Source organism: Nonomuraea coxensis DSM 45129, from assembly GCF_019397265.1.
GTDB lineage: Bacteria > Actinomycetota > Actinomycetes > Streptosporangiales > Streptosporangiaceae > Nonomuraea > Nonomuraea coxensis.
Genome location: NZ_CP068985.1, coordinates 5,537,362 through 5,564,260, shown reverse-complemented (window position 1 = coordinate 5,564,260; position 26,899 = coordinate 5,537,362). Strand labels below are relative to the sequence as shown.

At 73.2% G+C, this 26,899-nt stretch carries 25 protein-coding genes; 17 read left to right on the top strand and 8 right to left on the bottom strand.

Annotation, left to right across the window (positions count from 1 at the left end; all coding sequences use genetic code 11):
* The first annotated feature begins 29 nt into the window (after positions 1 to 29).
* A complete protein-coding gene (locus Nocox_RS26085) occupies positions 30 to 2,756 on the top strand; it encodes a DEAD/DEAH box helicase (RefSeq protein WP_020547612.1) in 2,727 nt (908 codons plus the stop codon).
* A 33-nt stretch (positions 2,757 to 2,789) separates the two neighbouring features.
* On the opposite strand, the gene Nocox_RS26080 is transcribed toward Nocox_RS26085, so the two are convergent.
* The gene (locus tag Nocox_RS26080) at positions 2,790 to 2,978 is read right to left on the bottom strand and encodes a hypothetical protein (RefSeq protein ID WP_020547613.1); all 189 of its coding nucleotides are present in this window, start codon (positions 2,976 to 2,978) and stop codon (positions 2,790 to 2,792) included.
* Between the two features lie 324 nt (positions 2,979 to 3,302).
* Between Nocox_RS26080 and Nocox_RS26075 the strand changes: the two genes are divergently transcribed.
* Both Nocox_RS26075 and Nocox_RS26070 read left to right on the top strand, forming a co-directional pair.
* Positions 3,303 to 5,303: an ABC transporter ATP-binding protein gene (locus Nocox_RS26075; protein ID WP_020547614.1), complete on the top strand. Its 2,001-nt coding sequence runs from the start codon at positions 3,303 to 3,305 to the stop codon at positions 5,301 to 5,303.
* Between the two features lie 137 nt (positions 5,304 to 5,440).
* The gene (locus Nocox_RS26070; RefSeq protein ID WP_026215253.1) at positions 5,441 to 6,022 is read left to right on the top strand and encodes a TetR/AcrR family transcriptional regulator; all 582 of its coding nucleotides are present in this window, start codon (positions 5,441 to 5,443) and stop codon (positions 6,020 to 6,022) included.
* A gap of 24 nt (positions 6,023 to 6,046) precedes the next feature.
* On the opposite strand, the gene Nocox_RS26065 is transcribed toward Nocox_RS26070, so the two are convergent.
* On the bottom strand, positions 6,047 to 7,468 hold the full coding sequence (locus tag Nocox_RS26065; RefSeq protein WP_020547616.1) for an RNB domain-containing ribonuclease: 1,422 nt from the start codon (positions 7,466 to 7,468) through the stop codon (positions 6,047 to 6,049).
* Between the two features lie 116 nt (positions 7,469 to 7,584).
* Between Nocox_RS26065 and Nocox_RS26060 the strand changes: the two genes are divergently transcribed.
* Positions 7,585 to 7,935: a hypothetical protein gene (locus tag Nocox_RS26060; protein ID WP_020547617.1), complete on the top strand. Its 351-nt coding sequence runs from the start codon at positions 7,585 to 7,587 to the stop codon at positions 7,933 to 7,935.
* A 36-nt stretch (positions 7,936 to 7,971) separates the two neighbouring features.
* Here the strand turns inward: Nocox_RS26060 and Nocox_RS26055 are convergent, their stop codons facing one another.
* On the bottom strand, positions 7,972 to 8,475 hold the full coding sequence (locus Nocox_RS26055; protein WP_020547618.1) for a winged helix-turn-helix transcriptional regulator: 504 nt from the start codon (positions 8,473 to 8,475) through the stop codon (positions 7,972 to 7,974).
* A gap of 73 nt (positions 8,476 to 8,548) precedes the next feature.
* On the opposite strand from Nocox_RS26055, the gene Nocox_RS26050 reads away from it, so the two are divergent.
* Both Nocox_RS26050 and Nocox_RS26045 read left to right on the top strand, forming a co-directional pair.
* Complete coding sequence (locus Nocox_RS26050) at positions 8,549 to 9,145, top strand: dihydrofolate reductase family protein (RefSeq protein WP_020547619.1); 597 nt, start codon at positions 8,549 to 8,551, stop codon at positions 9,143 to 9,145.
* Positions 9,139 to 9,948 (top strand): MBL fold metallo-hydrolase, encoded by an 810-nt coding sequence (locus tag Nocox_RS26045; RefSeq protein ID WP_020547620.1) that lies wholly within the window; start codon positions 9,139 to 9,141, stop codon positions 9,946 to 9,948. Before Nocox_RS26050 ends, Nocox_RS26045 begins: the two co-directional genes overlap by 7 nt.
* A gap of 21 nt (positions 9,949 to 9,969) precedes the next feature.
* Here the strand turns inward: Nocox_RS26045 and Nocox_RS26040 are convergent, their stop codons facing one another.
* A complete protein-coding gene (locus tag Nocox_RS26040) occupies positions 9,970 to 10,887 on the bottom strand; it encodes a siderophore-interacting protein (protein ID WP_157383503.1) in 918 nt (305 codons plus the stop codon).
* 302 nt (positions 10,888 to 11,189) lie between these two features.
* On the opposite strand from Nocox_RS26040, the gene Nocox_RS26035 reads away from it, so the two are divergent.
* Complete coding sequence (locus Nocox_RS26035; protein ID WP_020547622.1) at positions 11,190 to 12,635, top strand: pectate lyase family protein; 1,446 nt, start codon at positions 11,190 to 11,192, stop codon at positions 12,633 to 12,635.
* A gap of 136 nt (positions 12,636 to 12,771) precedes the next feature.
* Positions 12,772 to 14,844: an alpha-galactosidase gene (locus Nocox_RS26030; RefSeq protein WP_020547623.1), complete on the top strand. Its 2,073-nt coding sequence runs from the start codon at positions 12,772 to 12,774 to the stop codon at positions 14,842 to 14,844.
* 13 nt (positions 14,845 to 14,857) lie between these two features.
* Here Nocox_RS26030 and Nocox_RS26025 read toward each other — a convergent pair whose 3' ends face one another.
* Positions 14,858 to 15,265, bottom strand: coding sequence for a DUF3592 domain-containing protein (locus tag Nocox_RS26025; RefSeq protein WP_157383504.1), 408 nt, complete (start codon positions 15,263 to 15,265; stop codon positions 14,858 to 14,860).
* 196 nt (positions 15,266 to 15,461) lie between these two features.
* Here Nocox_RS26025 and Nocox_RS26020 point away from each other — a divergent pair, with 196 nt between their 5' ends.
* The 6 genes from Nocox_RS26020 to Nocox_RS25995 are packed head-to-tail and all read left to right on the top strand — an operon-like array spanning position 15,462 to position 21,406.
* On the top strand, positions 15,462 to 16,325 hold the full coding sequence (locus Nocox_RS26020; RefSeq protein WP_246649549.1) for an STAS domain-containing protein: 864 nt from the start codon (positions 15,462 to 15,464) through the stop codon (positions 16,323 to 16,325).
* Positions 16,325 to 16,705, top strand: a complete 381-nt coding sequence (locus Nocox_RS26015; RefSeq protein WP_020547626.1) for an STAS domain-containing protein — start codon at positions 16,325 to 16,327, stop codon at positions 16,703 to 16,705. The genes Nocox_RS26020 and Nocox_RS26015 overlap by 1 nt, the downstream gene beginning before the upstream one ends.
* Positions 16,702 to 17,103 carry an anti-sigma regulatory factor gene (locus Nocox_RS26010; protein WP_020547627.1) on the top strand — a complete coding sequence of 134 codons (402 nt, stop codon included), beginning with the start codon at positions 16,702 to 16,704 and terminating at the stop codon, positions 17,101 to 17,103. Before Nocox_RS26015 ends, Nocox_RS26010 begins: the two co-directional genes overlap by 4 nt.
* Positions 17,100 to 18,101, top strand: a complete 1,002-nt coding sequence (locus Nocox_RS26005) for an ATP-binding protein (RefSeq protein WP_051112802.1) — start codon at positions 17,100 to 17,102, stop codon at positions 18,099 to 18,101. Before Nocox_RS26010 ends, Nocox_RS26005 begins: the two co-directional genes overlap by 4 nt.
* A gap of 25 nt (positions 18,102 to 18,126) precedes the next feature.
* The gene (locus tag Nocox_RS26000; protein ID WP_020547629.1) at positions 18,127 to 19,806 is read left to right on the top strand and encodes an ATP-binding response regulator; all 1,680 of its coding nucleotides are present in this window, start codon (positions 18,127 to 18,129) and stop codon (positions 19,804 to 19,806) included.
* Positions 19,799 to 21,406 (top strand): fused response regulator/phosphatase, encoded by a 1,608-nt coding sequence (locus Nocox_RS25995; protein ID WP_020547630.1) that lies wholly within the window; start codon positions 19,799 to 19,801, stop codon positions 21,404 to 21,406. Before Nocox_RS26000 ends, Nocox_RS25995 begins: the two co-directional genes overlap by 8 nt.
* Here the strand turns inward: Nocox_RS25995 and Nocox_RS25990 are convergent.
* Positions 21,393 to 22,133 (bottom strand): GntR family transcriptional regulator, encoded by a 741-nt coding sequence (locus Nocox_RS25990; RefSeq protein WP_020547631.1) that lies wholly within the window; start codon positions 22,131 to 22,133, stop codon positions 21,393 to 21,395. The genes Nocox_RS25995 and Nocox_RS25990 overlap by 14 nt on opposite strands.
* A gap of 64 nt (positions 22,134 to 22,197) precedes the next feature.
* Between Nocox_RS25990 and Nocox_RS25985 the strand changes: the two genes are divergently transcribed.
* Positions 22,198 to 22,998 carry an inositol monophosphatase family protein gene (locus tag Nocox_RS25985; RefSeq protein WP_051112792.1) on the top strand — a complete coding sequence of 267 codons (801 nt, stop codon included), beginning with the start codon at positions 22,198 to 22,200 and terminating at the stop codon, positions 22,996 to 22,998.
* 484 nt (positions 22,999 to 23,482) lie between these two features.
* On the opposite strand, the gene Nocox_RS25980 is transcribed toward Nocox_RS25985, so the two are convergent.
* Positions 23,483 to 24,136 carry a GntR family transcriptional regulator gene (locus tag Nocox_RS25980; protein ID WP_026215257.1) on the bottom strand — a complete coding sequence of 218 codons (654 nt, stop codon included), beginning with the start codon at positions 24,134 to 24,136 and terminating at the stop codon, positions 23,483 to 23,485.
* Between the two features lie 65 nt (positions 24,137 to 24,201).
* On the opposite strand from Nocox_RS25980, the gene Nocox_RS25975 reads away from it, so the two are divergent.
* Positions 24,202 to 25,389 carry a CaiB/BaiF CoA transferase family protein gene (locus tag Nocox_RS25975; RefSeq protein ID WP_020547634.1) on the top strand — a complete coding sequence of 396 codons (1,188 nt, stop codon included), beginning with the start codon at positions 24,202 to 24,204 and terminating at the stop codon, positions 25,387 to 25,389.
* Positions 25,386 to 26,207: an HpcH/HpaI aldolase/citrate lyase family protein gene (locus Nocox_RS25970; protein ID WP_020547635.1), complete on the top strand. Its 822-nt coding sequence runs from the start codon at positions 25,386 to 25,388 to the stop codon at positions 26,205 to 26,207. The genes Nocox_RS25975 and Nocox_RS25970 overlap by 4 nt, the downstream gene beginning before the upstream one ends.
* Position 26,208: 1 nt before the next feature.
* Here Nocox_RS25970 and Nocox_RS25965 read toward each other — a convergent pair whose 3' ends face one another.
* A complete protein-coding gene (locus tag Nocox_RS25965; RefSeq protein WP_246649547.1) occupies positions 26,209 to 26,847 on the bottom strand; it encodes a TetR/AcrR family transcriptional regulator in 639 nt (212 codons plus the stop codon).
* Positions 26,848 to 26,899: the final 52 nt, after the last annotated feature.

Genomic DNA, 26,899 nt, shown 5'->3' with positions numbered 1-26,899 from the left:
GGAATGGCGGTTTCGGTAGGCTGACGGGTATGACAACGCCAGCGGAACGTTATGCGGCCTTCCGCCAGAAGCACGCCGACGACGGGGCCGCGCTCACATCGTTCCGAGGTCTCTACGACTTCGAGCTGGACGACTTCCAGCTCGACGCCTGCCGGGCCCTGGAGGCCGGTGACGGCGTCCTGGTGGCGGCGCCGACAGGGTCGGGCAAGACCGTCGTCGGCGAGTTCGCCGTCCACCTGGCCCTGCAGCAGGGCATGAAGTGCTTCTACACCACCCCCATCAAGGCGCTGTCCAACCAGAAGTACAACGACCTGGTCAAGCGCTACGGCACCGCCAAGGTGGGCCTGCTGACCGGCGACAACAGCGTCAACGGCGAGGCCCCGATCGTGGTCATGACCACCGAGGTGCTGCGCAACATGCTCTACGCCGGGTCGGCCACGCTGGCCGGGCTCGGCTTCGCGGTGATGGACGAGGTCCACTACCTGGCCGACCGGTTCAGGGGCGCGGTGTGGGAGGAGGTCATCATCCACCTGCCGGAGTCGGTCCGGCTGGTGGCGCTGTCGGCGACGGTGAGCAACGCCGAGGAGTTCGGCGAGTGGCTGGGCGACGTGCGCGGTGACACCACGGTCATCGTCGACGAGCACCGCCCGGTGCCGCTGTGGCAGCACATGATGATCGGCAACCGGATCTACGACATGTTCGTCAACGACGACCTGACGCCGCGCATCAACCCCACGCTGATGCGGGTGACCAGGGACGCCGAGCGGCTGACGGCGGGCCGGGGGAGGGGCCGGGGCTACGGCCGGCCGCAGCGGGCCAGGCCGCCGGACCGGGTCCAGGTGATCGAGAAGCTCGACTCCGAGGGGCTGCTGCCGGCGATCACGTTCATCTTCTCCCGTGCGGGCTGCCAGGCGGCGGTGCAGCAGTGCCTCTACGCGGGCATCAGGCTCACCACCGACCGCGAGCGGCACGAGATCCGCCAGCTCGTCGACGAGCGCACCGCCCACCTGCCCGACGAGGACCTCGCGGTGCTGGGCTACCTGGAGTGGCGCGAGTGCCTGGAGCGCGGGCTCGCCGCCCACCACGCGGGCATGCTGCCGGCCTTCAAGGAGGTCGTGGAGGAGCTGTTCACGCGGGGGCTGGTCAAGGCGGTCTTCGCGACGGAGACGCTGGCGCTGGGCATCAACATGCCGGCCCGCAGCGTCGTGATCGAGAAGCTGGACAAGTGGAACGGCGAGACGCACGCCGACCTGACGCCGGGCGAGTACACCCAGCTCACCGGCCGGGCGGGGCGGCGCGGCATCGACGTCGAGGGCCACGCCGTGGTGCTGTGGCAGCCGGGCATGGACCCGCTGTCGGTGGCGGGGCTGGCCGGCACGCGGACCTATCCGCTGCGTTCCAGCTTCCAGCCGTCGTACAACATGGCGGTCAACCTGGTGGGGCAGTTCGGCCGCGAGCGGGCGCGGACGCTGCTGGAGGAGTCGTTCGCGCAGTTCCAGGCCGACCGGGCGGTGGTGGGGCTGGCCAAGCAGCTCCGCAAGCACGAGGACGCGCTGGAGGGCTACCAGGAGGCCATGACGTGCCACCTGGGCGACTTCCCCGAGTACGCCGCGCTGCGGCGGCGGCTGTCGGACCGGGAGGCCGAGCTGTCCAGGCAGCGCGGCGCGGCCCGGCGGGCGGCGGCGGTGCGGTCGCTGGAGGCGCTGCAGCCGGGCGACGTGATCCGGGTGCCGGGCGGGCGGCGGGCGGGGCTGGCGATCGTCCTCGACCCGGGCCGCAACCCGCGCGGGCACGGCCCGAGCCCGCTGGTGCTGACGATCGGCAAGCAGGTCAAGAAGCTCGACCCGGCCGACTTCCCGGTGCCGGTCGAGCCGCTGGAGAAGCTGCGCATCCCGAAGAACTTCAACGGCCGCTCCCCGAAGGAGCGCGCCAACCTGGTCTCCACGCTGCTGGCCAAGATCGGCGACCGTGACCTCGGCAAGCCGCCGCGCGTGCGTGACCACGCGATGGAGGACGACGAGATCAACGAGCTGCGCAGGCGCATCCGTCAGCATCCGTGCCACGGCTGCGACGAGCGCGAGGACCACGCCCGCTGGGCCGAGCGCTACTACAAGCTGCTGCGCGAGACCGAAGGGCTGCGCCGGCGGGTGGAGGGCCGCTCGCATGTCATCTCGCGGACGTTCGACCGCATCTGCTCGGTGCTGGAGCAGCTCGGCTACCTCGACGGCGAGACGGTCACCGACGAGGGCCGCCGCCTCGGCCGCCTCTACACCGAGCTGGACCTGCTGACGGCCGAGAGCCTGCGCCAGGGCCTGTGGGAGGAGCTGGACCCGGCGGAGCTCGCGGCGTGCGTGTCGGCGCTGGTGTTCGAGTCACGGGCGGCCGACGACGCGCGCCGGCCGAAGATCCCGGCCGGGCGGGCGCAGGACGCGCTGACGGCGATGCTGCGGCTGTGGGGGGAGCTGGAGGGCATCGAGTCCGACCACGGGCTGTCGACGCTGCGCGAGCCGGATCTGGGGTTCGCGTGGGCGGCGTTCCGGTGGACGAAGGGGCACACGCTCGACGCGGTGCTGATGGACGGCGTCAACGGCAACGAGCTGGCCGCCGGCGACTTCGTCCGGTGGGTCAAGCAGCTCATGGACCTGCTGGGGCAGCTCCAGAACGCGGCGGCGCCGGGCAGCAGGATCAGGCAGACGGCGGGCAAGGCGGTCGACGCGATGCGGCGCGGTGTGGTGGCGTACTCGTCGCTGACCTGACGCGCGGGGCGCCGGTCTCGCGGGCCGGCGCCCTCATTCGTCGCCGTGGGCGGCGCCCGCGACGGTGAGCACGAGCCCGAGCAGGCCGGTGACGATCGCGGCGGCCGTCAGCGTGCCGCCGTCGAACACCAGGTGGAGCAGGCCGAAGTCGCGGTCGAAGACGTGGGCCGCGACGAGGGCGCCGAAGCCCTGGATCATGAGGAGCGCGCCGAGGGTCGTCATGGGTCCCATCGTGGCGAGCCGTGACGGGGGCGGGCATCGGCCGAAAGTAGCGGTCGGGCCGACTTGTGGCCACGTCCGGGAGGCGTTCTCTTGGCGCCGGCGTGGCGTTTCTTTGGTTCTTTTACTCGTTTGCGGCGGATTTAACAAGAAGGGCGAAACGCCGTTCTCGTCGCGCTTTACCGGTCAAACTTTCACGGTTTCATCGGAAATGTCGTGATTTATGTGAATTGAGCGGGTAACGTCCGAATTGTCAAGTCTTCAGCCGTTCAACGGGGGAGGAATCATGACGAACACTCAGCTCACACACGTCGGCTACCAGCAGGGATGGGGCTGCCGACGCCGCCGCTGGCGCCGCCGCTGGTCCTGCGGCCGGCGCAGGTGGTGGGGCTGGGGGTGCTGAGAGTGCCCCGTGAGAGCCGGCGGCTGAGCCGCCGGCTCTCCTTTTCCGCCTCCGGCCGAGAACTCGCGCCGGCGATCACCCTTCGCCGGACTTTCCGCGAGTTCTGGCCGGACACTCGCGGGCTGCGGCGGCTGTTCGCGGCCGGAGTGGTGTTCGCCATCCTGGCCGCGTTGTGCGAGGTCGCCGCGATCCGCCTGTTCGGCCACATCACGGACGAGGTGCTCACCACCCGGGACCTGGGGGCCTTCTGGGCTCCCGCGTTCAGCTGGCTGGGGCTCGCCGCGGTCGCGGGGGTCGCGTCCTTCGCCGGGACGTACATCACCGCCCTCGGGGCCGAACGCTTCCTGCTGAGACTGCGTGACCGGATCTTCGGGCACCTGCAGACGCTCGCGCCCGACTACGCCGAGAAGCGGCGGCTCGGCGACCTCATGGCCCGGCTCACCGACGACGTCGAGGCCATCGAGGAGCTCGTCGGCTCGGGGCTGGTCAAGGCGATCACCACCGCCGCCAGCGTGGTGTTCTTCGCCGGGGCCGCGTTCCTCGTCCGCTGGGACCTGGCGCTCGTCACGCTCGCCCTGATCCCGGCGTTCCTGCTGGTGTCGAAGGTGTTCGCGGCGAGGTTCCGCGTCGCCGCCGCGCGCGAGCGGCACAGCAACGGCGCGATGAACAGCGTCCTGGAGGAGGGGCTGGCCAACCAGCCGCTGGTGCAGGCGTACAACCGGCAGCGCGACGAGGCGCGCAGGCTGCACCGCGAGGGACGGACCTGGCTGCGCGCCAACCTGTCGCAGGCGTGGCTGTCCGGCCTGTACAGCCCGGTCGTGCAGGTGATCGAGACCGTCTGCCTGATCGTCGTGCTCGGCGTCGGCGCGTGGGAGATCGCCGCCGGCCGGCTGACCATCGGCGGGCTGCTGGCCTTCGCCGCGTACCTGGCGCTGCTCTATCCGGCCGTCCAGGGGCTCGGCGAGCTGGCGCTCACCGTGTCGGAGGCCGCCGCGGGCTCCGACCGGATCATCGAGGTGCTGCGGGCCCGGCCCGCCGTCACCGACGCGCCCGGCGCCGTCGCCGCGGATCGTGGCCGGGGTCGGGTGGAGTTCGACCGGGTCGGGTTCGCCTATCCGGGGCGCGCCTCGCGACCCGCGCTGCGCGAGGTGTCCTTCACCGCCGAACCGGGGGAGGTGCTGGTGATCACCGGGCCCAGCGGGGCGGGCAAGTCCACGCTGGCCAAGCTGCTGCTGCGCTTCTACGACCCGGACGAGGGCCGCGTCCTGCTGGACGGCGCCGACGTCCGCGGACTGACGCGCGAGTCGCTGCGCGAGAACGTCACCGTGCTGCACCAGGAGACGCTGCTGTTCTCCGGGTCGGTACGGGACAACATCGCCTACGGGCGGCCGGGAGCCTCCATGGAGGAGATCGTCCGGGCCGCGCGGACGGCGGGCGTGCACGACTTCGTCAAGGACCTGCCCCAGGGGTACGACACGCCGGTGGGGCAGCGTGGGCGGCTGCTGTCAGGAGGGCAGCGGCAGCGGGTCGCGATCGCCAGGGCCGTCCTGCGGGACGCGCCGGTGCTGGTGCTCGACGAGCCCATGACCGGGCTGGACGAGGAGACGGCCGCGCAGGTCATGGGGCCGCTGGGGCGGCTCATGGCCGGGCGGACCACGATCCTCATCACGCACGACCTGCGGCAGGTGCCGCCGGGCTCGCGCGTCATCGGGCTGCGGCCGGTGCCCCGGCACGAGCGCATCCGCCTCCGGCGCGCCGGCCTCCCGCGCCTGGCCAGGGACAGGACCGGCACGCGCCGCGGCGCCTCCCGCGCCGGCCGCCAGGAAGCGGCCCACCAGGCGGACGCCGGGCGAGGCCGCCGGCTCGCGCCTGAGCGTGGCAGCCAGGGCTTGGGGTCCGAGCCTGAGCCGATCTCCGGGCCGTGAGGCGGTGGGGCCGCGTATGAGACACCCGTCCTTTCCGAGGGCGGGTGTTCTCGTGTGGTCGGGGCTGTATGTCCGGGAAGTCCGCCCGTAGAATCGGAGAGAACTCTCCGGTTGCCGGGTGAAGGCGGGTGGAGCGCATGGGCGACGATCACAGCACGGCCAGGCCGCTCCGCGCGGACGCCCGCCGCAACCGGGAACGGGTGCTGCAGATCGCCCAGGAGGCCCTGGCCAGCGACGGCCTGGCCATCTCCTTCGACGAGATCGCCCGCAGGGCCGGGTTCGGCGTCGGCACCGTCTACCGGCACTTCCCGACCAGGGAGGCCCTGTTCGAGGCGGTGCTGCTCGGCCGGATGGAGCGCTTCGTGGCCGACGCGCGGGCGCTCGCCACCGCGGAGGACCCGGGCCGGGCGTTCTTCGGCTGGTTCCGCGCGGTGGTCGAGCAGGCGTCCGCCAACCAGGCGCTGTGCGAGATGCTGGAGGGCGGCGCGGTCCCGGCGTTCCGGCGCGGCACCACGCTGGAGGCCGACTTCGCCGCCGCGCTGGGCCGGCTGCTGCAGCGCGCCCAGCGGGCCGGGGCGGTGCGCGGCGACCTCCGCGCCGAGGACGTCCAGGACCTGCTGCGCGGCTGCCTCACCGCCGAGCGGCGGGCGCGGGCCAGAGGCGGGAAGGTCCCGATGGCCGAGGTGGTCTGCGACGGCATGCGCTCACACCCCCGCTGAGCCCCGCCCACGAGGGGGAGCGTCTCAGGGGGAGCCGTCGAGGGTGAAGCGGACCTCGCGGGTGGACGGATCGGCCTTGGTCAGGCGGACCGTGACCCGCGCGCCGAGCGGTAGCGCCCCGTCGCAGCGGGCGATCACCGCGGGATCGACGAGCTGGACCTGGCCGCCGCCGCGCCGCTCGTCCACGTCGATCACCACCGCCTCGAACGCCTCCCCGACCCGCCCCCGCAGCAGGAACGCCTCCACCAGGTCCACGCACGCCCGGTCCACCGCCGAGGCCCGCCGCCCGGACACCGCCATCAGCTCCGGCAGGCCGGCGAGACCCGCCCGCACGTCGGCGGGCACCGGCTCGCCGGCCGCGACCGCCAGGCACACCTCGGTCGCGTACCGGTCGACCAGCCGCCTGAGCGGGGCCGTGACGTGCGCGTACGGCGCCGCGACCGCCGCGTGCTCCGCCTCCTTCGGCGGCGCCCCGTCGAACGCCTCGTAGCCGGAGCCGCGCAGCAGCACCCGCGACTCGTGCAGGAACGCCGCCTGCCGCGGGTTCTTCGGATCCAAGCCGTGCACCACCTCGCCGTACCCGGCGCCGTCCGGCCACGGCACGTCCAGCGCCTCCGCCACCCGGCGGACCTTGGCCAGGTCGTCCCGCCGGGACGCGGGCAGCACGCGCAGGATGCCGATCTCCGCGTCGAGCATCATCGCGGCCGCGGCCATGCCGGTCAGCAGCGAGATCTGCGCGTTCCACGCCTCGGCGGGCAGCGGCAGCCGGAACTCCAGCCGGTAGCCGTCGCCGTCCGGGACGACCTCCTGCTCGGGCGTCGGCAGGGTGACGCCTCCGCGCTCGCGCTCCAGCTCCAGCCGCAGCCGCCCGATCTCGGCCAGTAACCCGAGCACGCCGTCGGCGGTGCCGGTGTCGACGGCGGCCTGCACGTAGGCGTAGTCGAGGCGTTCGCGGCTGCGTACCAGGGCGCGCCGCACGTCGGCGCCGATCGTCCGGCCGTCGGCGTCGAGGTCGATCCGCCACACCGCGGCCGGGCGGGGCAGGCCGGGCAGCAGGCTGGCCGCGCCCTCGGACAGGACCTGGGGATGCAGCGGGACCTTGCCCTGTGGCATGTACACCGTCTCGCCCCTGGCCCGGGCCTCGGCGTCGATGATCCCGCCGGGGCGGACGAACGCGCCGACGTCGGCGACGGCGTACCAGACCCGGTAGCCGGCGCGCAGCCGTTCCAGGTGGAGGGCCTGGTCGAGGTCCAGGGAGCCGGGCGGGTCGATGGTGACGAACGGCACGTCCGTGAGATCCTCGCCGCTGAGCCGCGGCACCTGCGCCACCCACGCCGCCTCGTCCAGCACGACGGGCGGGAAGCCGGTGGGCAGCGCCAGCTCCCGCCCGATCCGGTCGAACCCGTCTTCCAGCTTCAGCGGGATCTCTTCGGGAACCTGAATCATCGACACGCGCACAACCTATCGAGACCGCCTCACGGCGGGGCTTTTTGCGAAATTACCGCTTTGCGTGATCGCTCACATTACGCTGCTGCCCCGGTAGGTACGAGGGGGAGCGCAACGTGTGGATCGCAGTCGCGGTGCCGGCCGCCGCCGTCGTCGGGATCGTGCTCTGGTGGCTGCGCCGTGAACGGCCCGCCCGCGCGGACACCGGCGGCGCTCTCACGGCCGGGCGGGCGGTGGAGTGGGAGCCGGGCCTGACGCCGGAGGCGGACGCCGCGTTCGTGGAGGGGCTGGGCGCGTACGACGCCACGGGCGAGGCACTGCGGCCGGACTGGGACCGGGGAGTGCTGGCCGTGGACGGGACGCCGCCGCTGCTGGTCTCGCTGCCGCTGCTCGCCGGCGGGTTCGCCGCCCTGGGTGAGGCCGCACCTGGGTACGCCCCCCGGCGGAGCGGGAGCGCGACACCCTGACGGCGGCCTGCGCCCCGCCCTCGGACTGAACCTCCGTCACCCCCCGCCGGCCTCTTCCCGGCCGGCCGCCGCGGCGCAGGCGGCCTCCAGACGCTCGAACGGGCCTGGACCGTCGTGCGGCTTCGCCGGCGCGCCGAGGTGGCGGACGCGAAGCTCGTCCATGAGCTCCTCCAGGAACGCCGGGCCCTGGTCGCGCAGGAACTGCTGCCGGGCTCGGAGCTCGTCGCTGCCCGGGCGCCAGTCGAGGCCCCAGTCGCCGAGGGCGTGGATGACGGGCAGAGTCCGGATGCCGGCCTCGGTGAGGCTGTAGCGGGCACGCTGTCCCCGTACGGCGGTGCCGCGGGTGAGGATCCCCGCCTCGACGAGCCGTACGAGGCGGTCGGCGAGGATGTTCGAGGCGATGCCCTCGGCCGACCCGGTGAGCAGCCCACGGAAGTAGCGGCGGTCGCCGAACATGATGTCGCGCAGCACGAGCAGCGACCAGCGGTCTCCGAGCACCTCGACGGCGGCGTTGACCGGACAGCCGGACCGTGGTTCCACGATTCCCTCCTTGACAGGTATTTCGCCCTCCCGATAGTAGTTGCATACTACAACCACTTGGGATGAGGAGCTGATGGGCCGCTTCGTCTATGCGATGCAGGTATCCCTCGACCTGCGCATCGAGCAAGTTCCGGGGGACAACGGCGCCGGCGAGTGGCTGCGCGTCGACGAGGAGCTGCACCGCGCGGCCAACGAGCTGACGAGGGCGCTCGCGCTCATGGTCCACGGCCGGGTGTACTACGAGGTGATGGAGGAGTACTGGCCGCGGGCGCACGAGGACACGTCGCTGCCGGACGTCATGCGGGAGTACGGCGAGATCTGGACCGCCAAGCCCAAGGTGCTGGTCTCCCGCACGCGCCGCGACGCCGGTCACAACACCCGGGTCATCGGCGGCGACGACGCGATCGAGCAGCTCGCCGCCCTGCGGGCCGGGACCGACGGCGGCATCAGCGTGGGCGGCGCGACGCTCGCGACGCAGCTGCTCAGGGCGGGGCTCCTCGACGAGCTGCTGCTCTTCACCCATCCCGCGGTCCTCGGCTTCGGCAGGCCGCTGTTCGACGACTACGACGTGCCGATCGAGCTCGACCTGATCGAGCAGCGGTCGTTCAGCCAGGGGGTCACGATGCACCGCTACGCCGTGCAGGACGTGAAGGAGGCGAGCTCGTGCTGACCCGGGTCGCGGAGGGTGTGCTGGTCCACGAGAGCGCGTTCGTGCAGAGCAACGCCGTCGTGGTGCAGGGCCGGGCCGGCGTGCTGCTCATCGATCCCGGGGTGACCGGGTCCGAGCTGGACTGCCTCGCGGACGACCTCGCCGCATCGGGTCAGCCCGTGGTGGCGGGGTTCTCCACGCATCCGGACTGGGATCACCTGCTCTGGCACGCCCGGCTCGGCGAGGCGCCCCGCCACGGCACGGCGCGCTGCGCGGACACCGTCAGGGACCTGCTGTCGGACCCGGACGTGACGGCCCGCGTCGCCGACCACCTGCTGGAGACGGAGATCGCCGGGCAGGTGCCGCTGGACCTGTTCGGCCTCGTCACCGGCCTGCCCCCCGGGACCGGGCAGATCCCCTGGGACGGCCCTCAGGTCCGGATCATCGAGCATCAGGCGCACGCCCCGGGGCACGCGGCGCTGCTGATCGGGGAACGCCGGGTTCTCGTCGCCGGCGACATGCTCTCCGACGTCCTGGTCCCGATGCTCGACCTGGAGGGCGCCGCCGACCCGGTCGAGGACTACCTCGCCGCGCTGGAGCTGCTCCAGGACGTGGCGGCCGACGTCGACGTCGTCGTCCCCGGCCACGGGTCCGTCGGCGGGCCCGGCGAGGCGCAGGCGCGGATCGACCTGGACCGGGCGTACGTACGGGCGTTGCGTGACGGCCGGGCTCCCGCCGACCCGCGGATCGGCCCGTCGGCCAGGCCCGGCTGGGAGTGGGTGAGCGGCATCCACGAAGGGCAGCTCCAGCGTCTCGCCCGATGAGGCGCCGCGCCGGCGACGGCGTCAGCCGCCGCCCTCGGCGCGGCCCTCACGCCAGTACCCCATGAACGCGACCGCCCGCCGGTCCATCCCCCGCTCGCCCACCAGATGCCGCCGCAGCGTCTTGATCACGCCCGCCTCGCCCGCCAGCCAGGCGTACAGCGGGTCGGCGGCGTCCTCCTGCGGCACCTCCCACAGCTCCCCGGCGTCCACGTCGACGTCCATGTCCGCGTCGGGGGCGGCGTCGCGGAGGCCGTCAGGCCGCCCGCCGGAGGAGGACAGCAGCCGCTGGGCGGCGGCCTGGACGGCGGGGACGAGCTGTCCGCCGCGCTCGCCGCCGTTCCTGGCGAGCCAGCCGACGCGCACCGAGCAGGAGGTCTCGACGGGCAGGGCGTCGTCGTCGAAGGGCACCTCCATCAGGGCCTCGCCGGTGACCCCGGCGGGCAGGCGCTCCAGGACGGAGCAGATGGCGGGCACGGCGGTCTCGTCGCCGGCGAGCAGCACGGTGGTGCCGCCGGTGGGCAGCCGGAACTCCAGCCCGCCGTGCACCCCGTCGTAGCGGGCGTCGGGGCCGAGGATCGCGGCCTCGTCGCCTGGCTGGACCCGCTCCGCCCAGCGGGCGACCGGCCCGCCGTCGGGGTGCATGACGACGTCCACGTCCAGCTCGCCGGCGTGCGCCCGCACCTGGCGCGCGGTGTAGGTGCGGATGGGGTTGCGCCTGGAGTCGTCGAGCTGCCGCCACTGCTGGTACCAGTCCGCCCCGGACGGCAGGTACGACAGCCCGCACCCGGGCAGCGGCAGGACGAGCTTGATCCGCTGGTCGTAACCGTTGTCGGCGAAATGGCACAGGTCGTCCCCGGTGAAGGTGACCCGCAGGAACGACGGGCTCAGCCGCCGCAGCCGGTCCACCTGGACGTGGAACATGTGAAACGGCGAGCTCATCCCCGACTCCTCCAGCAACGTTAGGTGAGCCTAACCTAAACGATCGCCGGAGGGCTGGCCACCGTGCGGGCCGCTCACGGCCGCGCACGCAGGGGAGTCACCGCAGGTGGCGGCCTGGATCACCGAACTCGACAAGCCGCTGTGATGAAACTTTCAGCGGCGATTGACACCGGGAAAGCGCTTACCTACGCTGTGGCGTGTTCGCTTTCACGTACGTCGATCATGTATGTGAACGGATGCTCGCTGGGGGGACACCATCCGCAGACCTGACAGGTCTGCCCGGGCCGGCAAGGAGCAGAAACGTGCGACACGAATCCATCGGCAGGACGGGCGCGGTCCTCGCGGGCGTCGTCACCCTCACCGCCTCCGCGGTGACCGGCGTCGTCATGGCCTCGGCGGCGGAGGCCGCTCCCGCGCCCGGGGCGTACACGATCGTGAACAACGCGAGCGGCCTGTGCCTCACCGTGCCGGGCGCCGGAACGTCCGACGGCGTCCAGCTCACCCAGGCCGGCTGCGGCGGCTCCGGCCAGGTCTGGAACCTGGCCGCCGCCGGCTCCGGCTACACGGTCAAGGCCGCCCACAGCGGCAAGTGCGCGGGCGTGGAGGGCGCGAGCACCTCCGCGGGCAAGGCCGTGCAGCAGGAGAGCTGCACCGGCGCCTCGTCCCAGACCTGGACGGTGACCGAGTCCGGCGGCACCGTCAGGATCGCCAACGCCAACGGCGGCAAGTGCCTCAACACCAAGGACAACTCCACCTCCTCCGGCGCCCTGGTGCAGGTCAACTCCTGCGACTCGGTCGCCACCAAGCAGTGGAGGCTGGCGCCCGCGAGCGGCGGCACCACCGGCCCGACCCCGACGACCACGCCCACCACGCCGCCGCCCGGCGGCGGAACCCCGAACGGCCTGGTCGGCTGGGCCACGCAGGGCGGCGGCACCACGGGCGGCGGCGGCACCAGCCCGACCACCGTCACCTCCTCCTCGGCCCTGTCCAGCGCCCTGTCCGCGAGCGGCGCGGCGGTGATCCGGGTCTCCGGCACGATCTCCTGCTCAGGCATGCTGAAGGTCGGCTCCAACAAGACGATCCTCGGCAACTCCGGCGCCGTCATCTCCGGCTGCGGGCTCAACATCTCCCAGGCGTCCAACGTCATCGTCCGCAACCTCACCTTCAGGAACTGGAACGACGACGCCATCAACGTCCAGTACTCGACCCGGGTGTGGATCGACCACAACAGCTTCAGCAACGGCTACGACGGCGCGGTCGACGTCAAGCGGGCCAGCGACTACGTCACCATCTCCTGGAACAGGGTCAGCTCCCACGACAAGACGATGCTGCTCGGCCACGACGACGGCAACGGCTCGGAGGACCGCGGCCACCTGCGGGTGACCTACCACCACAACTGGTTCGACGGCACCAACCAGCGCCACCCGCGGGTGCGCTTCGGCAACCCGGTGCACGTCTACAACAACTTCTACGGCAACATCGGCAGCTACGGCGTAGCCTCCACCCAGGAGGCGGGCGTGCTGGTCGAGGGCAACTACTTCGAGAACACCGACGACCCGTACCACCGGGGCGAGGGCGACTCCGGCCCGGGCAGCCTGGTCGCGCGCAACAACTGCTTCGTCAACTCCGGCAGCGGCGAGGCGGGCGGCAGCGTCGCCTCCATCCCCTACTCCTACACGCTGGACACCCCCTGCAACGTCAAGTCCATCGTGACCGGGGGCGCGGGCGCCGGGCGGATCTCCGTCTGAACGCCGTCCCCACCCCGATCGAGGCCCCTCCGGCGACCGCCCGCCGGAGGGGCCTTCCCTCGCCTGGCGGGGCCGGGTTCGATAGCGTCTTTCCGCGCGTCACACCCCCTGAGCCCGTTTGCGTGAGGAGCCCGGCTTGTCCTTCCTGATGCTGTCCGCGGCGGATGTCGCCCTCCTGCTCGACGCCTCCGGCCCCGGCCTGCCCCGCGTCCGCCACTTCGGCGCCGCGCCCGGCACGGACGACGGGGCCGAGCTGCTTCCCCTGCTGGCGTCCCTGGTGCCGGCGCCGCCGCTGCTGCCCGCCCAGGGCGACGGCTGGTACGGCCGCCCCGGCCTCGCGGGCTCCCGCGACGGCGAGCACTGGCCGGTGCGCTGGACGACGGCAGGCGTGGACGTCTCGGCGGAGCCGGGCCGGGGCGGCACCGTGACGGTCACGGCCGCCGACGAGCGGGCGGGCCTGGCGCTGGTGAGCGAGGTGGCCATGGACGCCCACGGCGTGGTGACGCTGCGGCACACGGTGACGAACACGGCCGCCTCGGCGTACCGGCTGGCGGGCCTGGTGTGCGCGCTGCCGGTGCCGGCGCGGGCCGACGAGCTGCTGGACTTCACCGGGCGCTGGGCGCTGGAGAAGGTGCCGCAGCGGCGGGCGTTCGGGCACGGCGTGTGGAGCAGGGAGAACCGGCGCGGCAGGACCGGGCACGACGCGACCGGCCTGCTCGTGGCGGGCGGCGCGGGCTTCGGCTTCCGCTCCGGCGAGGTGTGGGCGGTGCACGCAGGCTGGAGCGGCGACCACGTCCACTACGCCGAGCGGCTGCAGGAGGGGGCGGCGCTGCTGGGGGCGGGCGAGCTGCCCGAGCCCGGCGAGATCGTCCTGCGGCAGGGCGAGAGCTACCGCACGCCGCTCGTCTACTTCACCTGGTCGGCGGAGGGCCTGGACGGGGCGAGCGCCCGGCTGCACGACCACCTGCGCGCCGCCCGGCCGCTGCCGGTCCGGCCGGTCACGCTCAACAACTGGGAGGCGACGTACTTCGACCACGGTCTGGACCGGCTGCTGGAGCTGGCCGGCCGGGCCGCGGCGGCCGGGGTCGAGCGGTTCGTGCTCGACGACGGCTGGTTCCGCCACCGCCGCGACGACCGGGCCGGGCTCGGCGACTGGTACGTCGACGAGGGCGTCTGGCCCGCCGGCCTGCACCCGCTGGCGAAGCGCGTGCGCGAGCTCGGCATGCAGTTCGGCCTGTGGTTCGAGCCGGAGATGGTCAACCCGGACTCCGACCTGGCCCGCGCCCACCCCGACTGGGTCCTCGGCCACGCCGGGCGCCTGCCGCCGCCGCACCGCAACCAGCAGACGCTCGACCTGGCCAGGCCCGAGGTGTACGCGTACCTGCTGGAGCGCATCGACGCGCTGATCGGCGAGTACGCCCTCGACTACCTCAAGTGGGACCACAACCGCGACATCGCCGAGCCCGTCCACGACGGGGTGTCGGGCGTGCACGCGCAGACCCTCGCGGCCTACCGCCTGCTGGACGAGCTGCGCGCCCGCCATCCGGGGCTGGAGATCGAGTCGTGCTCGTCGGGCGGCGCCCGCGTCGACTACGGGGTGCTGGCGCGTACCGACCGGGTGTGGGCCTCCGACAGCAACGACGCACTCGACCGGCAGGCGATCCAGCGCTGGACCGGGCTGCTGGTGCCGCCGGAGCGCATGGGGGCGCACGTCGGCGCGCCGCGCGACCACATCACCGGCCGGTCGCTGCCGCTGGCCTTCCGCGCGGGCACCGCCCTGTTCGGGCACATGGGCGTGGAGTGGGACCTCACCTCGGCGAGCGAGGCGGAGCTGGAGGAGCTGGCCGTCTGGATCGCGCTGCACAAGCGGCTGCGGCCGGTGCTGCACGCTGGGCGGGTGGTCCGCGCCGACCATCCGGACCCGTCGGCGCTGCTGCACGGCGTGGTGCTGCCGGAGCGGGCGGTGTTCGGCTACGCGCAGCTCGCCTCGCGGCCGGAGTCGGCCCCCGCGCCGCTGCGGCTGCCGGGCCTGGACCCGGCCGCCCGCTACGAGGTGCGCGTGGCCGGTCCGGTGCCCGGCTCGGCGCTCATGCCGTGGTGGGCGAGTGAGCCGGTGCGGCTGCCGGGGGCGGCGCTGGCCGAGCTGGGGCTGCCGGCCCCGGCGCTCCAGCCCGCCTCGGTGGTGGTGATCGAGCTGGAGCGGGTCTGACGGGCTCGCGCGGCTACCGGGGCACGTTGTAGGGGTAGGGGGCCGGGTAGGCGACGGGCGCGGGCCGCCAGGCCGCCCAGTCGATCCGTACGCGCTCGCGCCGCTGCCGGTCGACCTTGACCGGCAGCACCGCGCCGGGCGCGAGGATCCCCGCCGGGACGCGCGGCAGCGACTGCCGGTGCGTGACCCGGTAGACCTCGCCGTCGGCGGCGCGCACGGCGAGCACGAAGCGCGCCACCGGCCGCTCGTCGACCGACATGCCGGTGTCGCTCACGGACTCGACGACGGCCTGCGCGGGGACGCCGGTGGCGAGCAGCCGCCGCCCGCCCCACGCGGTGACGGCGAACGGCACCCAGACCCCGGCCGTGATGAGCATCGTCACACCTGCGATCGCCAGGGGCAGCCACATTCCCGAGCTCACTGTCTCTCCCCGTTCTTCCTGTTCTCCGACCTTCCTGGTGTTTTCTAGGCTTGGCCGTTTGCATGCCGCTTGATCACCGCTTGCGAAATCCCGGCTTCACGCAGGGCCGCCGATGGGAACGCATAGAGGCACAGTGAAAAGCCCGGTAGCCTTCGTGTCGATTCACCACAAATCACCCCATCTTCGGGAGCACACCTTGACAGCTCACGGCGACGCCGGCCAGCTCCGCATGAAGGAACTCCTGCGGGAGCGGGAGGAGACCGTCCTCAAGCGCTGGACCGACATCGCGGGCGCCACCGTCGGTGGCAGGGCGGACCGCAGCGTGCTGGCCGGGCGGCTGCGCGAGATCTACCACGCGCTCACGCAGTTCATCGGAGAGGGAGGGGACGCCTCCGACCTGCGCGGACTGCTCGCCGACCTGTCACGGGCCCAGGCACGGGAGGGCTTCACGCCGTCGGAGACCGCCGCCGTGGTGTTCGGACTGAAGGAGGCGGTGTACGCGCTGATCGAGTCCGAGGACGACGCGGCGACCCTGCGCGGCTACATCTGGCTGTCGGGGCACATCGACGACCTGGGCCTGTTCACGTTCGAGACCTTCGTCAGCGCCCGCGAGCGGATCATCACCGACCAGGCCGAGCAGCTCCTGGAGCTGTCCACGCCGGTGGTCAAGCTGTGGGACGGCATCCTCGCGGTGCCGCTGGTCGGCACGCTCGACTCCGCCCGTACGCAGGTGGTGATGGAGAAGCTGCTCCAGGGGCTGGTGGAGACCGGCTCCGAGCACGCGGTGATCGACATCACCGGCGTGCCGGCCGTCGACACCCAGGTGGCGCAGCACCTGCTCAAGGCGGTGGTGGCGGCCCGCCTGATGGGCGCCGAGTGCGTCATCTCCGGCATCCGCCCGCAGATCGCCCACACCATCGTCACCCTCGGCATCGAGTTCGGCGACATCGTCACCAAGTCCTCGCTGGCCGACGCCCTCGCCTACGCGCTGCGCAAGAGCGGGGTGCAGGTCACGCAGCGGGCCGACAAGCACGTCGTGGTCGGGCTGGAGCGAGCCTGATGGAACGTGTCCCCGTTCTCAAGCTCGGCGACCTCCTCATCGTCTCGATCCAGATAGACCTGCAGGACCAGAGCGTGCTCATGCTCCAGGAGGACCTGGCGGACGCGATCGTCGAGAGCCGGGCCCGCGGCGTGATCATCGACATCACCGCCGTGGAGATCGTCGACTCCTTCATCGGCCGCATGCTCTCGACCATCGCCTCGATCTCCCGCATGCTGGACGCGGAGACCATCGTCGTGGGCATGCGCCCGGCGGTCGCGATCACGCTGGTCGAGCTGGGCCTGTCGCTCGGCGGCGTCCGCACCGCCCTCAACCTGGAGAAGGGCGTCGCGATGCTCAAGGAGCGCGACGGAGCCGACGCGGCAGCGGTGCCGGAGTGACGTCCGTCATCGAGCTCGCCATCGCGGGCAACAGCGACGTGGTCATCGTGCGCCAGCAGGTGCGTAACAGCGCCCAGCAGGTCGGCCTGTCGCTGGTGGACCAGACCAAACTGGTCACCGCGGCCAGCGAGCTCGCCCGGAACGCCCTGATCTACGCCGGGGGCGGCCGGGTGCGGATCGAGGTCGTCAACAACGGCGTACGCGACGGCCTGCGCCTGGACTTCACCGACGAGGGCCCCGGCATCCCCGACCTGGACCAGGCCCTGACCGACGGCTGGTCCACGGGCGGCGGCCTCGGCCTCGGGCTGAGCGGCTCGCGCCGGCTCGTCGACGAGTTCGACCTGGACTCCAAGACCGGCGAAGGGACCCGGGTCACAGTGATCAAGTGGGCGCGATGATCCGCTCCGGGGACCAGCCCTGGGTCCGCATCGAGGACGACAGCGCCATCGGGGCGGCCCGCCGGGCCGCCACGACGATGGCGGAGGCGTGCGGCTTCGGCGAGCACGACCGCGGGCGGGTCGCCGTCGCCGTCAGCGAGGCGGCCTCCAACCTGGTCAAGCACGCCGTCGAGGGCATGATGCTGATCCGGGCGCATCCCGAGTCGGCGACCGCCGTCGAGGTGATCGCCCTGGACAAGGGGCCGGGCATCCGCGACGTGCGCAGCGCGGTGCGGGACGGCTACTCCACGGCGGGCACCCTCGGCGTCGGCCTCGGCGGGATCACCAGAATGGCTTCGGCCCACGAGGTCTACTCGCTGCCCGGCCGTGGCACTGTGGTGACCATGTGCTTCACCGCCGCCGGCGCGCCGGCCCCCGTCTCCCGGGTGAGCGGGCTGACCCGCCCCATCGGGGAGGAGATCGTCTCGGGGGACGCCTTCGCGTACGTCGAGGGTGGCGACACCGCGATCGGCCTGCTGTGCGACGGACTCGGCCACGGCCCCGCCGCGGCCGCCGCCTCCCGCGAGGCGGTGCGGGTCTTCGAGCACCAGCACGATCTCCCTGTGCTGGAGCTGCTGGAGCGCGTCCACAAGGCGCTGACGGGCACCAGGGGCGGCGCCGTGGCCATCGCCCGGCTCGACCGCGCGCGCGGGACGGTCCGCTACGCCGGGCTCGGCAACGTCTCGGGCTGGATCGTGCACGCCGAGGGCCGGCAGGGCATGATCTCCGTGCCGGGCATCGCCGGGCACCAGCGCAGCCGCCTGCGCGAGTACGAGTACACCGTCCCCCCGCACAGCGTGCTCGTCATGCACTCCGACGGGCTCTCCGACCGCTGGGACCCGGTCTCCTTCCCCGGCCTGGCCGCCCGCTCCCCGGCCGTCGTGGCCGCCACCCTGCTGCGGGACGCCGGCACGCGCAGGGACGACGCCGCCGTGCTCGCCGTGGGGACGGCCCCATGACGCACGGCCCCGCGAGGAGGGCGCCGTGAGGGCGGCCCAGCTGGCCACGGTCACCGTCGCGGGCGAGGCGGACGTCTTCGCCATGCGCCAGATGGGCCGCGAGGTCGCCGCCGTGCTCGGCATGTCCCAGCAGGACCAGATCCGGGTGGCGACCGCGCTCAGCGAGCTGGGCAGGGAGATCGTCATCGAGGGCGCGGCCGGCATGGTCGTCGCCTTCGCCCTCGACCTCGGCGACCTCGTGATGGAGGTGAGCTTCTCCGACGCCGCCGCGCGCCACGTCGCCGAGGGCGTCACCATGGCCGGGCGGCTCATGGACATGGTCGACACCGGCGAGCGCGGCCGGGTGGTCCTGCGCAAGCGGCTGCCGGCGAGCGCGTCCGCGCTGTCGGCCGCCCAGGTCCGCGCCCAGGTCAACGCCCTGGCGCCGGCCAGCGCGCTGGACGAGCTGCGCCAGCAGAACCACGAGCTCGCCTCGACCCTGGAGGCGGTCCGCCAGCTCAACGCCGAGCTGGAGGAGACCAACCACGGGGTCATGGCGCTGTACAACCAGCTCTCCGCCGAGCTGGAGGAGACCAACCGCGGCGTCGTCGCCCTCTACGCCGAGCTGGACGAGAAGTCCATGCAACTGCGCGAGGCCAGCGACGCCAAGAACCGCTTCTGGGCCACGGTCAGCCACGAGCTGCGCACGCCGCTCAACTCGATCATCGGCCTGGTCCGGCTGCTGACCGGACCCGGCGGGGACCCGCTGGGCGAGGAGCAGGCGCGGCAGGTCGAGCTGATCGGCTCCTCGGCCGAGACCCTGCTCGCCCTGGTCAGCGAGCTGCTCGACATCGGCAAGGCCGAGTCGGGACGGCTCGACCCGCAGCTCACCACCGTCGACCTCGTCGCCCTGGCCGAACGGCTGCGCATGACCATGGGCCCGGCGCAGAGCACCGACCGGGTCACGCTGCGCGTGAGCGTCCCGCCGCCGCCGTTCACCATGCCGGCCGACGAGGCGATGCTCACCAGGATCCTGCGCAACCTGCTGGCCAACAGCCTGAAGTTCACCCAGGAGGGCGAGGTCGTGCTGGAGGTGGCCCACGACCTGGCCGCCAGCGAGACGGTCTTCACCGTCACCGACACGGGGATCGGCATCCCCGCCGAACACCTGGAACGGGTCTTCGAGGAGTTCTACCAGGTGCCGGGGCCCGCGCAGACCCGCGCCAAGGGCACCGGGCTCGGCCTGGCGTACGCGCGGCGGCTGGCCGAGGCGATGGGCGGCACCCTGACGCTGGCCAGCACGGTGGGAGAGGGCACCACTGCGGTGCTCCGGCTGCCGTACGAGCCGCACGACGTGCCCGTCGTGCGGCGCGTCCTCATCGCCGACGACGACGAGAACTTCCGCGCTGGGGTGCGGCGCATGCTCACCGGGTTCGCCGCGCACATCGACGAGGCGCCCGACGGCGCCGCCGCGCTCGCCGCGATGGCCGCCGCGCCGCCCGACCTGGCCCTGCTGGACCTGCTCATGCCCGGCCTCGACGGCACCGCCGTCCTGCAGCGCATGGCCGACGACGAGCGGCTGCGGGACGTGCCCGTGATCATCGTGACGCTCGCGCAGGCGCACCGCCGCCCCGAGCGGGCCGAGGCCGTGCTCGGCAAGCAGGGGCTGCGCAGGGACGTGCTGCTGAACGCCATCCGCCAGGCCCTGGGGAGCCGTGATGAGTGACGCGACGCCGTCGAGGGCGACGATCCTCGTCGTCGACGACACCCCGACCAAGCTCTACATCCTGTCGAGCTGGCTGCGCCGGGCCGGGTACGAGGTCGTCGAGGCCACCGGCGGCCTGGAGGCGCTGCACCGCATCGCCGACCTCCACCCCGACCTGGTGGTGCTCGACGTCCGGCTGCCGGACATCTCCGGCTACGAGGTGTGCGAGCGCATCAAGAGCGACCCCGCGACCTCCTCGATCCCCGTGATCCAGATCTCCGGAGCGGCGATCACCGCCGCCGACCGGGCGCTCGGCCTGCACCGCGGCGCCGACGGCTACCTGGCCGAGCCGATCGAGCCGGACGAGTTCGTCGCCACCGTGGAGGCGGCCCTGCGCTACCACCGGGCACGGCAGCGGGCCGAGCGCCTGGCCGCCCGCCTCGGCGCGCTCACCGACCTCACCCTGGCGATGAACGCCGCCCAGACCTTCGACGAGCTGCTGTCGACCGCCGTCTCGGGCACCAGCCGCATCCTGGGGCGCAAGGCCGGGGTGGTGGCCCTCGCGCCCGACGGGCGCACCAGGCGGCTGACCGCGCTGCCCCCGGAGGGGACCCCCACGTTCAGGACGGTCCAGCCCTCCGTGCTGGAGCTGCTCGGCGAGCGGGCCCTCGGCCAGCGGGCCGGCACCGAGTTCCTCATCATCCCGCACGACTACTGGTCGGCGATCGCGCCCGACACGCCGTCCCGGCTCGACATCACGGCCGTGCTGTCGCGCACCAAGCGCGACCGGCCGCCCGTCCTGCTCGGCGTGGAGCCGGACCCCGAGCTGGACGAGGACGAGCTGAGCATGCTGCGCCAGCTCGGCCAGGCCGTGGCGCTGGCGGTGGAGGCGCTGCGCGCCTACGCCGAGGAGCACGCCATCGCGCTGACCCTGCAGCGCAGCCTGCTGCCCTCGCGCGTCCCCCGGGTGCCGGGGCTCGACATCGTCTGGCGCTACCAGCCCGCGGTGGACAACGTCGAGGTGGGCGGCGACTTCTACGAGGTGCTGGAGCTGGGCGAGAAGGTCCTGGTCGCGGTCGGCGACGTCCAGGGCCACTCGCTGCTGGCCGCCACCGTGATGGCCGAGCTGCGCCACGCGCTGCGCGCCTCGCTCATCGGCAAGGTGGAGCTCGACCAGTCGTTGTCGCTGCTCAACGACGTGCTGCGCCGCTACCACCCGCGGATGACCGCGACCGTGTGCCTGACGCTGCTCGACCCGGTGACCGGCGAGGCGCAGATCGCCAACGCCGGCCACATCCCGCCGCTGCTGCTCGACGGCGACGGCGGGGCCCGCTACCACGAGCGCTTCGGCAACCTGCTCCTGGGTGTCGCCGAGGAGGTCTACCGGATCGACCGGGTCGTGGTGCCGCCGGGCGGCTCGGTGCTGATGTTCACCGACGGGCTCGTCGAGGACCGTGACAAGTATCTCGACGACAGCCTGGAGATCGCCCGGCGTGCCGCGGAGGAGATCGGCGACGACATGGACGAGGCGGCCGGCCGGCTCATCGACACCTTCGGCGCGCGCGAGGACGACGTCGCCTTGGTGATCGTCCGCCGCCACCCTCCGCTCATCGCTCGATGAGCGTGACCTCCAGCGAGTAGAGCGAGGCGCGGTAGACGTGCGAGCCGTGCTCGACCGCCCGGCCCTGGTCGTCGTAGGTGGTGCGGACCATGGTGAGCAGCGGGGCGCCGCGGCGCTCGTCCAGCAGCCGGGCCTCGGCCTGGGAGGCGGCGCGCGCCCCGATGCGCTGGTTGGCCACCCGCATGCGCACCCCCGCGCCGCGCAGCAGCTCGTACAGGCCGCGGCTCTGCAGGTCGGCGCGGGTGAGCTGGGCCAGGCCCAGCGGCAGCCAGTTGTGCAGCACGGCCAGCGGCTCGCCCGCCGCGAAGCGCAGCCGCTCCAGGTAGAGGATGTCCGCGCCGGGCTCGACGCCGAGGATGGCGGCGACGTCCTCGTCGGCCGTGCGCGGCTCCAGCGCCAGCACCTCCGTGGCCGGCTCCTGGCCGGAGCGGCGCAGGTCGTCGTAGAGGCTGGTCAGCTCGACCGAGCGCTTGACCTGGCCGTGCACCACCTGCGTGCCCACGCCCCGCTTGCGGACCAGCAAACCCTTGTCCACGAGGTACTGGATCGCCTGGCGGATCGTGGGGCGCGACAGGCCGAGCCGGTCGGCCAGCAGGATCTCGTTGTCGAGTCGTGAGCCGGGGGGCAGGTCGCCCCGCCGGATGGCCTCGGCGATCTGCTCGGCCACCTGGAAGTAGAGCGGCACGGGGCTGGATCGATCCAGGTCGATCGCCAGGTTCGAGGTCATGCTGATCAGCTTAACCGAGGTCAGAATGTCATGACAAATAGGTGAAAGGTTAGGGTAGGGGACGATGGATGCGACAGAACTGCTCGGCACCGCCGTAGAGGCGGCCAGGTCCGTCGGCCCCCGGCTGCGCGAGGCGTTCCGGTCCCGGCCCGAGGTGGACACCAAACGCGACTTCCACGACCCCGTCACCGAGCACGACCGCGCCGCCGAGGAGACGATCCGCGCGGTCATCGAGGCGCGCGCCCCCGGCAGCGCCGTCGTCGGCGAGGAGGGCGGGGCCACCGGCTCCGGCGACCTCGTCTGGTACGTCGACCCGATCGACGGCACCGCCAACTTCGCCGCCGGGCTGCCCTACTTCTGCGTCTCCGTCGCCGCCGCCGTCCGCGGGGAGCTGGTGGCGGGCGTCGTCCACGACCCCGTGCGCGACGACACGTTCACCGCGAGCACCGAGGGCGCCTGGTGCAACGGCGAGCCGATCCGCAGCCGCGGCGCGGCCGGCGACCGCGAGGCCGTGCTGCTGTGCGGCTACCCGCAGCCGATCGACCTCGACGCCGAGGGCGAGGAGGCGCTGCTGCGCTACGGCCGCTTCCTGCGCTCGTTCTCCACCATCCGGCGGCCGGGCAGCGCGGCGCTGAACCTGGCGCACGTCGCGGCCGGCTGGTCCGACGCCACCTACGGCACCTGGTCCCATCCCTGGGACGTCGCCGCCGGGGCGCTGCTGGTGCGCCGGGCGGGCGGCGTCTACCTGGGCGACCCCCTGGTCAAGGGCGACTACCTGGCGCACGTCGGCGGCTTCGACCTGGCCGGCTCCGCCCTGGCCGAGGTGAGCGGGCGGCTGCGCCGCGACGAGCCGAGCCCGTACTGACCGCACTCAGCGGAGCGCCGCCACGAGGGCGGGCAGGGCGGCCGCCGCCGCGTCGGCGGCGGCCCGGTGGTCGAGCAACGTGCCGTCCAGGTCGAACAGGACCCCCCTGATCATGGCCCCGACGTTACCGGGTGCGTCCCGGTCGCGGCCGAGACGGCGATGCGCTCGGCGGTCTCGTGCGGCGGATAGCCCAGGGTGAGGCCGCGCACCGACAGCGGCGCCCGGGTAGCCGTACCAGACGGTGACGACCTCGACCCGCCGGTCGGGGAGGGGGCGCTGGTAGGTGCCGTTCATGATGTGGCCGCCCTCGGGGTGCCGCCAGGGGCCGGGGGCGATGCCTGCGCCGGTGGGGACCGGGGGAGTCCGGTAGTCGGGATGCAGGATCCACGTGTCCGCCACGGTTGGGGCCCTTCCCGATCGACGTGTGCGTGCGGTGCGGGAGCATCAGAGTGGCATCGTGCCCACCCCGTTGCAACAGGGCGGGTCAGGTGCGGGCGCGGAAGGCGCCGGCGTGGCGGACGTGCTCGATCATGACGCGCTCGGCCGCGTCGCCGTCGCCCGACGCCAGGGCCGCCAGGATGCCCTCGTGCGCGTCGAGCTGCGCCTGGACCTGATCGCGGGCCAGCCACAGCGACGCCTCCGCCGGCACGGGGACGCTGTTGCGCACCGCCCGCGCGTGCGCGCCCAGGAACGCGGGCCCGCCGATGTCCACGATGCGCAGGTGGAAGCGGAGGCTCTGCTCGCCCAGGCGGTCGTTGCGGCCGCGCGCGGCGTCCTCGACCATGGCGGCGTGCAGCTCGCGCAGCTCGGCCAGCTCACCGGCCGTGACGCGGGCGGCGGCCAGCCGGGCGCCGAGCCCTTCGACGACGGCGCGCAGTCCGTAGTACTCCGCCAGCGCCTCCTCGCCGAGGTCGACGACCGTCGCCCCGTGGTGCGCCTCGTATCTGATCAGGCGGTCCTTCTCCAGCCTGCGCAGCGCCTCCCGCACGGGCGTGACGGACACGCCGAGCCGCCTGGCCACCTCGCCGGCGCGCAGCGCGGTGCCGCCGGGGATGCGCGCGTTGCGGATGTCGTCGAGCAGCGTGTTGTAGACGTATTCGGCCTTGCTCACAGGGGGCCGCGGCTCCAGCGCTGACATGTCGTCCAGTGTCCCGCACGTTCTCGTCGAATTGACCTATGACATATTTCTTATAACTTACATCCATGACGATCCTCGGCGACCTGCGGATCATCGACGCGGCGACGTTGTTCGCCGGTCCCTCCGCCGCGATGATGCTCGGCGACTTCGGCGCCGACGTGATCAAGATCGAGCACCCCCGGCGCGGCGACCCGTCCCGCGGCCACGGCGCCTCGGCCGGCGGCGTCGGCCTGTGGTGGAAGACGCTCGCCCGCAACAAGCGCACCGCCGCCGTCGACCTGTCGTGCGCCGAGGGCCAGGAGATCCTGCGCCGCCTGTGCGAGCGCTCCGACGTGCTCATCGAGAACTTCCGCCCCGGCACCCTCGAACGCTGGGGCCTCGACCCCGACGACCTGATGAAGCTCAACCCCCGCCTGATCGTGGCCAGGATGACCGGGTTCGGGCAGCACGGGCCGATGGCGCGGCAGCCGGGGTTCGGCACGCTGGCGGAGGCCATGAGCGGGTTCGCGGCCATGACCGGCCTGCCCGACGGCCCGCCCACGCTGCCGCCCCTGGCCCTCGCCGACGGCATCGCGGGCCTCGCCATGTCGTACGCGGTCATGCTCGCCCTGCACGCCCGCGAGCGCACGGGGCGCGGCCAGGTGATCGACCTGGCCATCATCGAGCCGATCATGGGCCTGCTGGGGCCGCAGATGACGGCGTACAAGGCGCTCGGGGTGGTGCCGCGGCGCACCGGCAACCGCTCCAGCAGCAACGCCCCCCGCAACACCTACCGCACCCGCGACGGCCGCTGGCTGGCGATCTCCACCAGCGCCCAGCCGATCGCCGAGCGCGTCGTCGCCCTCGTCGGCCGGCCCGACCTGGTCGAGCAGCCGTGGTTCGCCACCGGGCAGGGCCGCGTCCAGCACGTGGACGAGCTGGACGAGGCCGTCGCCTCCTGGATCGCCGAACGCGACGCCGCCGAGGTCATCGCCCGCTTCGAGGAGGCGCAGGCCGCGGTCGCGCCCATCTACGACGTCACCGACATCGCGGAGGACCCGCAGTACAAGGCGCTCGGCACGTTCGTCGAGCTGCCCGACGAGGAATTGGGGACCGTCACCATGCAGAACGTGCTGTTCCGGCTCTCGGACACGCCTGGCGAGATCCGCTGGCCCGGGAGACCGCTCGGCAGGGACACCGACGAGGTGCTGGGCGAGCTCGACTACTCCCGCGAGCGCGTCGCCGAGCTGCGCGAGGCCGGGGTGATCGCATGATCCCGCCGGTGACCTGGCTGTACGTCCCCGGCGACCGGCCTGAGCGGTTCGCCAAGGCGGTCGCGTCCGGGGCCGACGTCGTCATCATCGACCTGGAGGACGCGGTCGTGCCCGCCCGTAAGGACGAGGCCCGCGCCAACGCCGTCGCCTACCTGCGCGAGCGGCCCGCGAGCGCCGCCGCCGTGCACGTCCGGGTCAACGACCTCGCCACCGCGCGGGGCCGGGCGGACCTGGAGGCGGTCGGCGACCTGGCCGACGGCGTACGGCTGCCGAAGGTCGAGGACCCCGCCGTGCTCGACGGGGTCGCGGACGGGCGGGCGTACCCGCTGCTGGAGTCGGCGGCCGGGATCCTGCGGGCGGCGGCCGTCGCCGCCCATCCGGCCGTGGCCGGGATCGCGCTCGGCGAGCAGGACCTCTCCGCCGAGCTGTCGATGACCGACGAGGCCGCCATGAACCACCTGCGGCTGCAGGCGGTGCTCGCCGCGGCGGCGGCCGGGCTGCCGCCGGTGCCGATGTCGGTCTACCCCGACGTCAGGGACGAGGAGGGGCTCGCCGCCTCCTGCCGGGCCGGGCGCGCGATGGGCCTGTTCGGCAGGACCGCGATCCACCCCCGGCAGATCCCGGTGATCCGGCGGGCCTTCCGGCCGGGGGAGGAGGAGCTCGCGCGGGCGCTGGAGATCGTCGAGGCGGCCGAGCGGGCCGAGCGGGCGGGGCTCGGCGCGGTGGCGCTGCCGGACGGCCGTTTCGTGGACGTGCCGGTGCTCGCCCGCGCCCGCCGTACGGTCGCGCTCGCCCGCCACCTCGACGGCGAGGTCTGAGTCAGGAGCCGGTCCACCAGCGGGAGGACAGCTCCTCGTCGGTGACCGCGGGGCCGGGCAGCTCGCGGCGGGCGGGCGGCAGGCGCAGTGCGTCCATCATCAGGGCGAGGTGGCGGTGGCGCAGTTCGGAGATGCGCCGCTCGTCGCCCACCCGGATGGAGGCGATCTGCTCCAGCAGCAGCGCGATGTCGGCGGTGGTGAGGTCGGGGCGCAGCACGCCCGCCTCCACCGTGCGCCGGTGGATCTCGGTGGCCAGGGCGCTCGCCCGCATCGCGTAGTGGCCCAGCTCCTCCGTCGGCTGGAAGGTCCCGGCCAGCTTGATCGTCAGTGAGTTGGTGTCGGCGTCGACGATGCCGCGCAGGTAGCCGGCGAACGCCTCCCACGGGTCGCCCTCCTCGGCCAGCGCCCGCTCGGTCACCTCGATGTAGAGCTTCAGCCCGTCGCCGCAGAGCTTCTGCAGCAGGGCCTCCTTGCTGGGGTAACGGCGGTAGAGCGCGCTGATGCCGACGCCCGCCCTCTCGGCCACGGCCGCGATGGGGGCGCCCGGGTCGGCGGTGAAGACGGCCCGCGCCGCCTGGAGGATGAGCTCGTCGTTCCGCGCGGCCTGTGCCTTACGGCCGCTCATGGGTGCGCTGGTCATGTGTGCCATTATAGGGAACGTAGTCTTCCGTTCTGCAAGTACGTGTGTCCTT

Excerpts from the sequence above, each read along its gene's own strand:
- Nocox_RS25985 (WP_051112792.1), top strand. The coding sequence starts at position 22,198 with ATGGATGCGACAGAACTGCTCGGCACCGCCGTAGAGGCGGCCAGGTCC.
- Nocox_RS26005 (WP_051112802.1), top strand. The coding sequence starts at position 17,100 with ATGATCCGCTCCGGGGACCAGCCCTGGGTCCGCATCGAGGACGACAGC.
- Nocox_RS25980 (WP_026215257.1), bottom strand. The coding sequence starts at position 24,136 with ATGTCAGCGCTGGAGCCGCGGCCCCCTGTGAGCAAGGCCGAATACGTC.
- Nocox_RS26070 (WP_026215253.1), top strand. The coding sequence starts at position 5,441 with ATGGGCGACGATCACAGCACGGCCAGGCCGCTCCGCGCGGACGCCCGC.
- Nocox_RS26050 (WP_020547619.1), top strand. The coding sequence starts at position 8,549 with ATGGGCCGCTTCGTCTATGCGATGCAGGTATCCCTCGACCTGCGCATC.
- Nocox_RS25965 (WP_246649547.1), bottom strand. The coding sequence starts at position 26,847 with ATGACCAGCGCACCCATGAGCGGCCGTAAGGCACAGGCCGCGCGGAAC.
- Nocox_RS25970 (WP_020547635.1), top strand. The coding sequence starts at position 25,386 with ATGATCCCGCCGGTGACCTGGCTGTACGTCCCCGGCGACCGGCCTGAG.
- Nocox_RS26085 (WP_020547612.1), top strand. The coding sequence starts at position 30 with ATGACAACGCCAGCGGAACGTTATGCGGCCTTCCGCCAGAAGCACGCC.
- Nocox_RS26065 (WP_020547616.1), bottom strand. The coding sequence starts at position 7,468 with ATGATTCAGGTTCCCGAAGAGATCCCGCTGAAGCTGGAAGACGGGTTC.
- Nocox_RS26080 (WP_020547613.1), bottom strand. The coding sequence starts at position 2,978 with ATGACGACCCTCGGCGCGCTCCTCATGATCCAGGGCTTCGGCGCCCTC.
- Nocox_RS25995 (WP_020547630.1), top strand. The coding sequence starts at position 19,799 with ATGAGTGACGCGACGCCGTCGAGGGCGACGATCCTCGTCGTCGACGAC.
- Nocox_RS26075 (WP_020547614.1), top strand. The coding sequence starts at position 3,303 with ATGGGGCTGCCGACGCCGCCGCTGGCGCCGCCGCTGGTCCTGCGGCCG.
- Nocox_RS26015 (WP_020547626.1), top strand. The coding sequence starts at position 16,325 with ATGGAACGTGTCCCCGTTCTCAAGCTCGGCGACCTCCTCATCGTCTCG.
- Nocox_RS26040 (WP_157383503.1), bottom strand. The coding sequence starts at position 10,887 with ATGAGCTCGCCGTTTCACATGTTCCACGTCCAGGTGGACCGGCTGCGG.
- Nocox_RS25990 (WP_020547631.1), bottom strand. The coding sequence starts at position 22,133 with ATGACCTCGAACCTGGCGATCGACCTGGATCGATCCAGCCCCGTGCCG.
- Nocox_RS25975 (WP_020547634.1), top strand. The coding sequence starts at position 24,202 with ATGACGATCCTCGGCGACCTGCGGATCATCGACGCGGCGACGTTGTTC.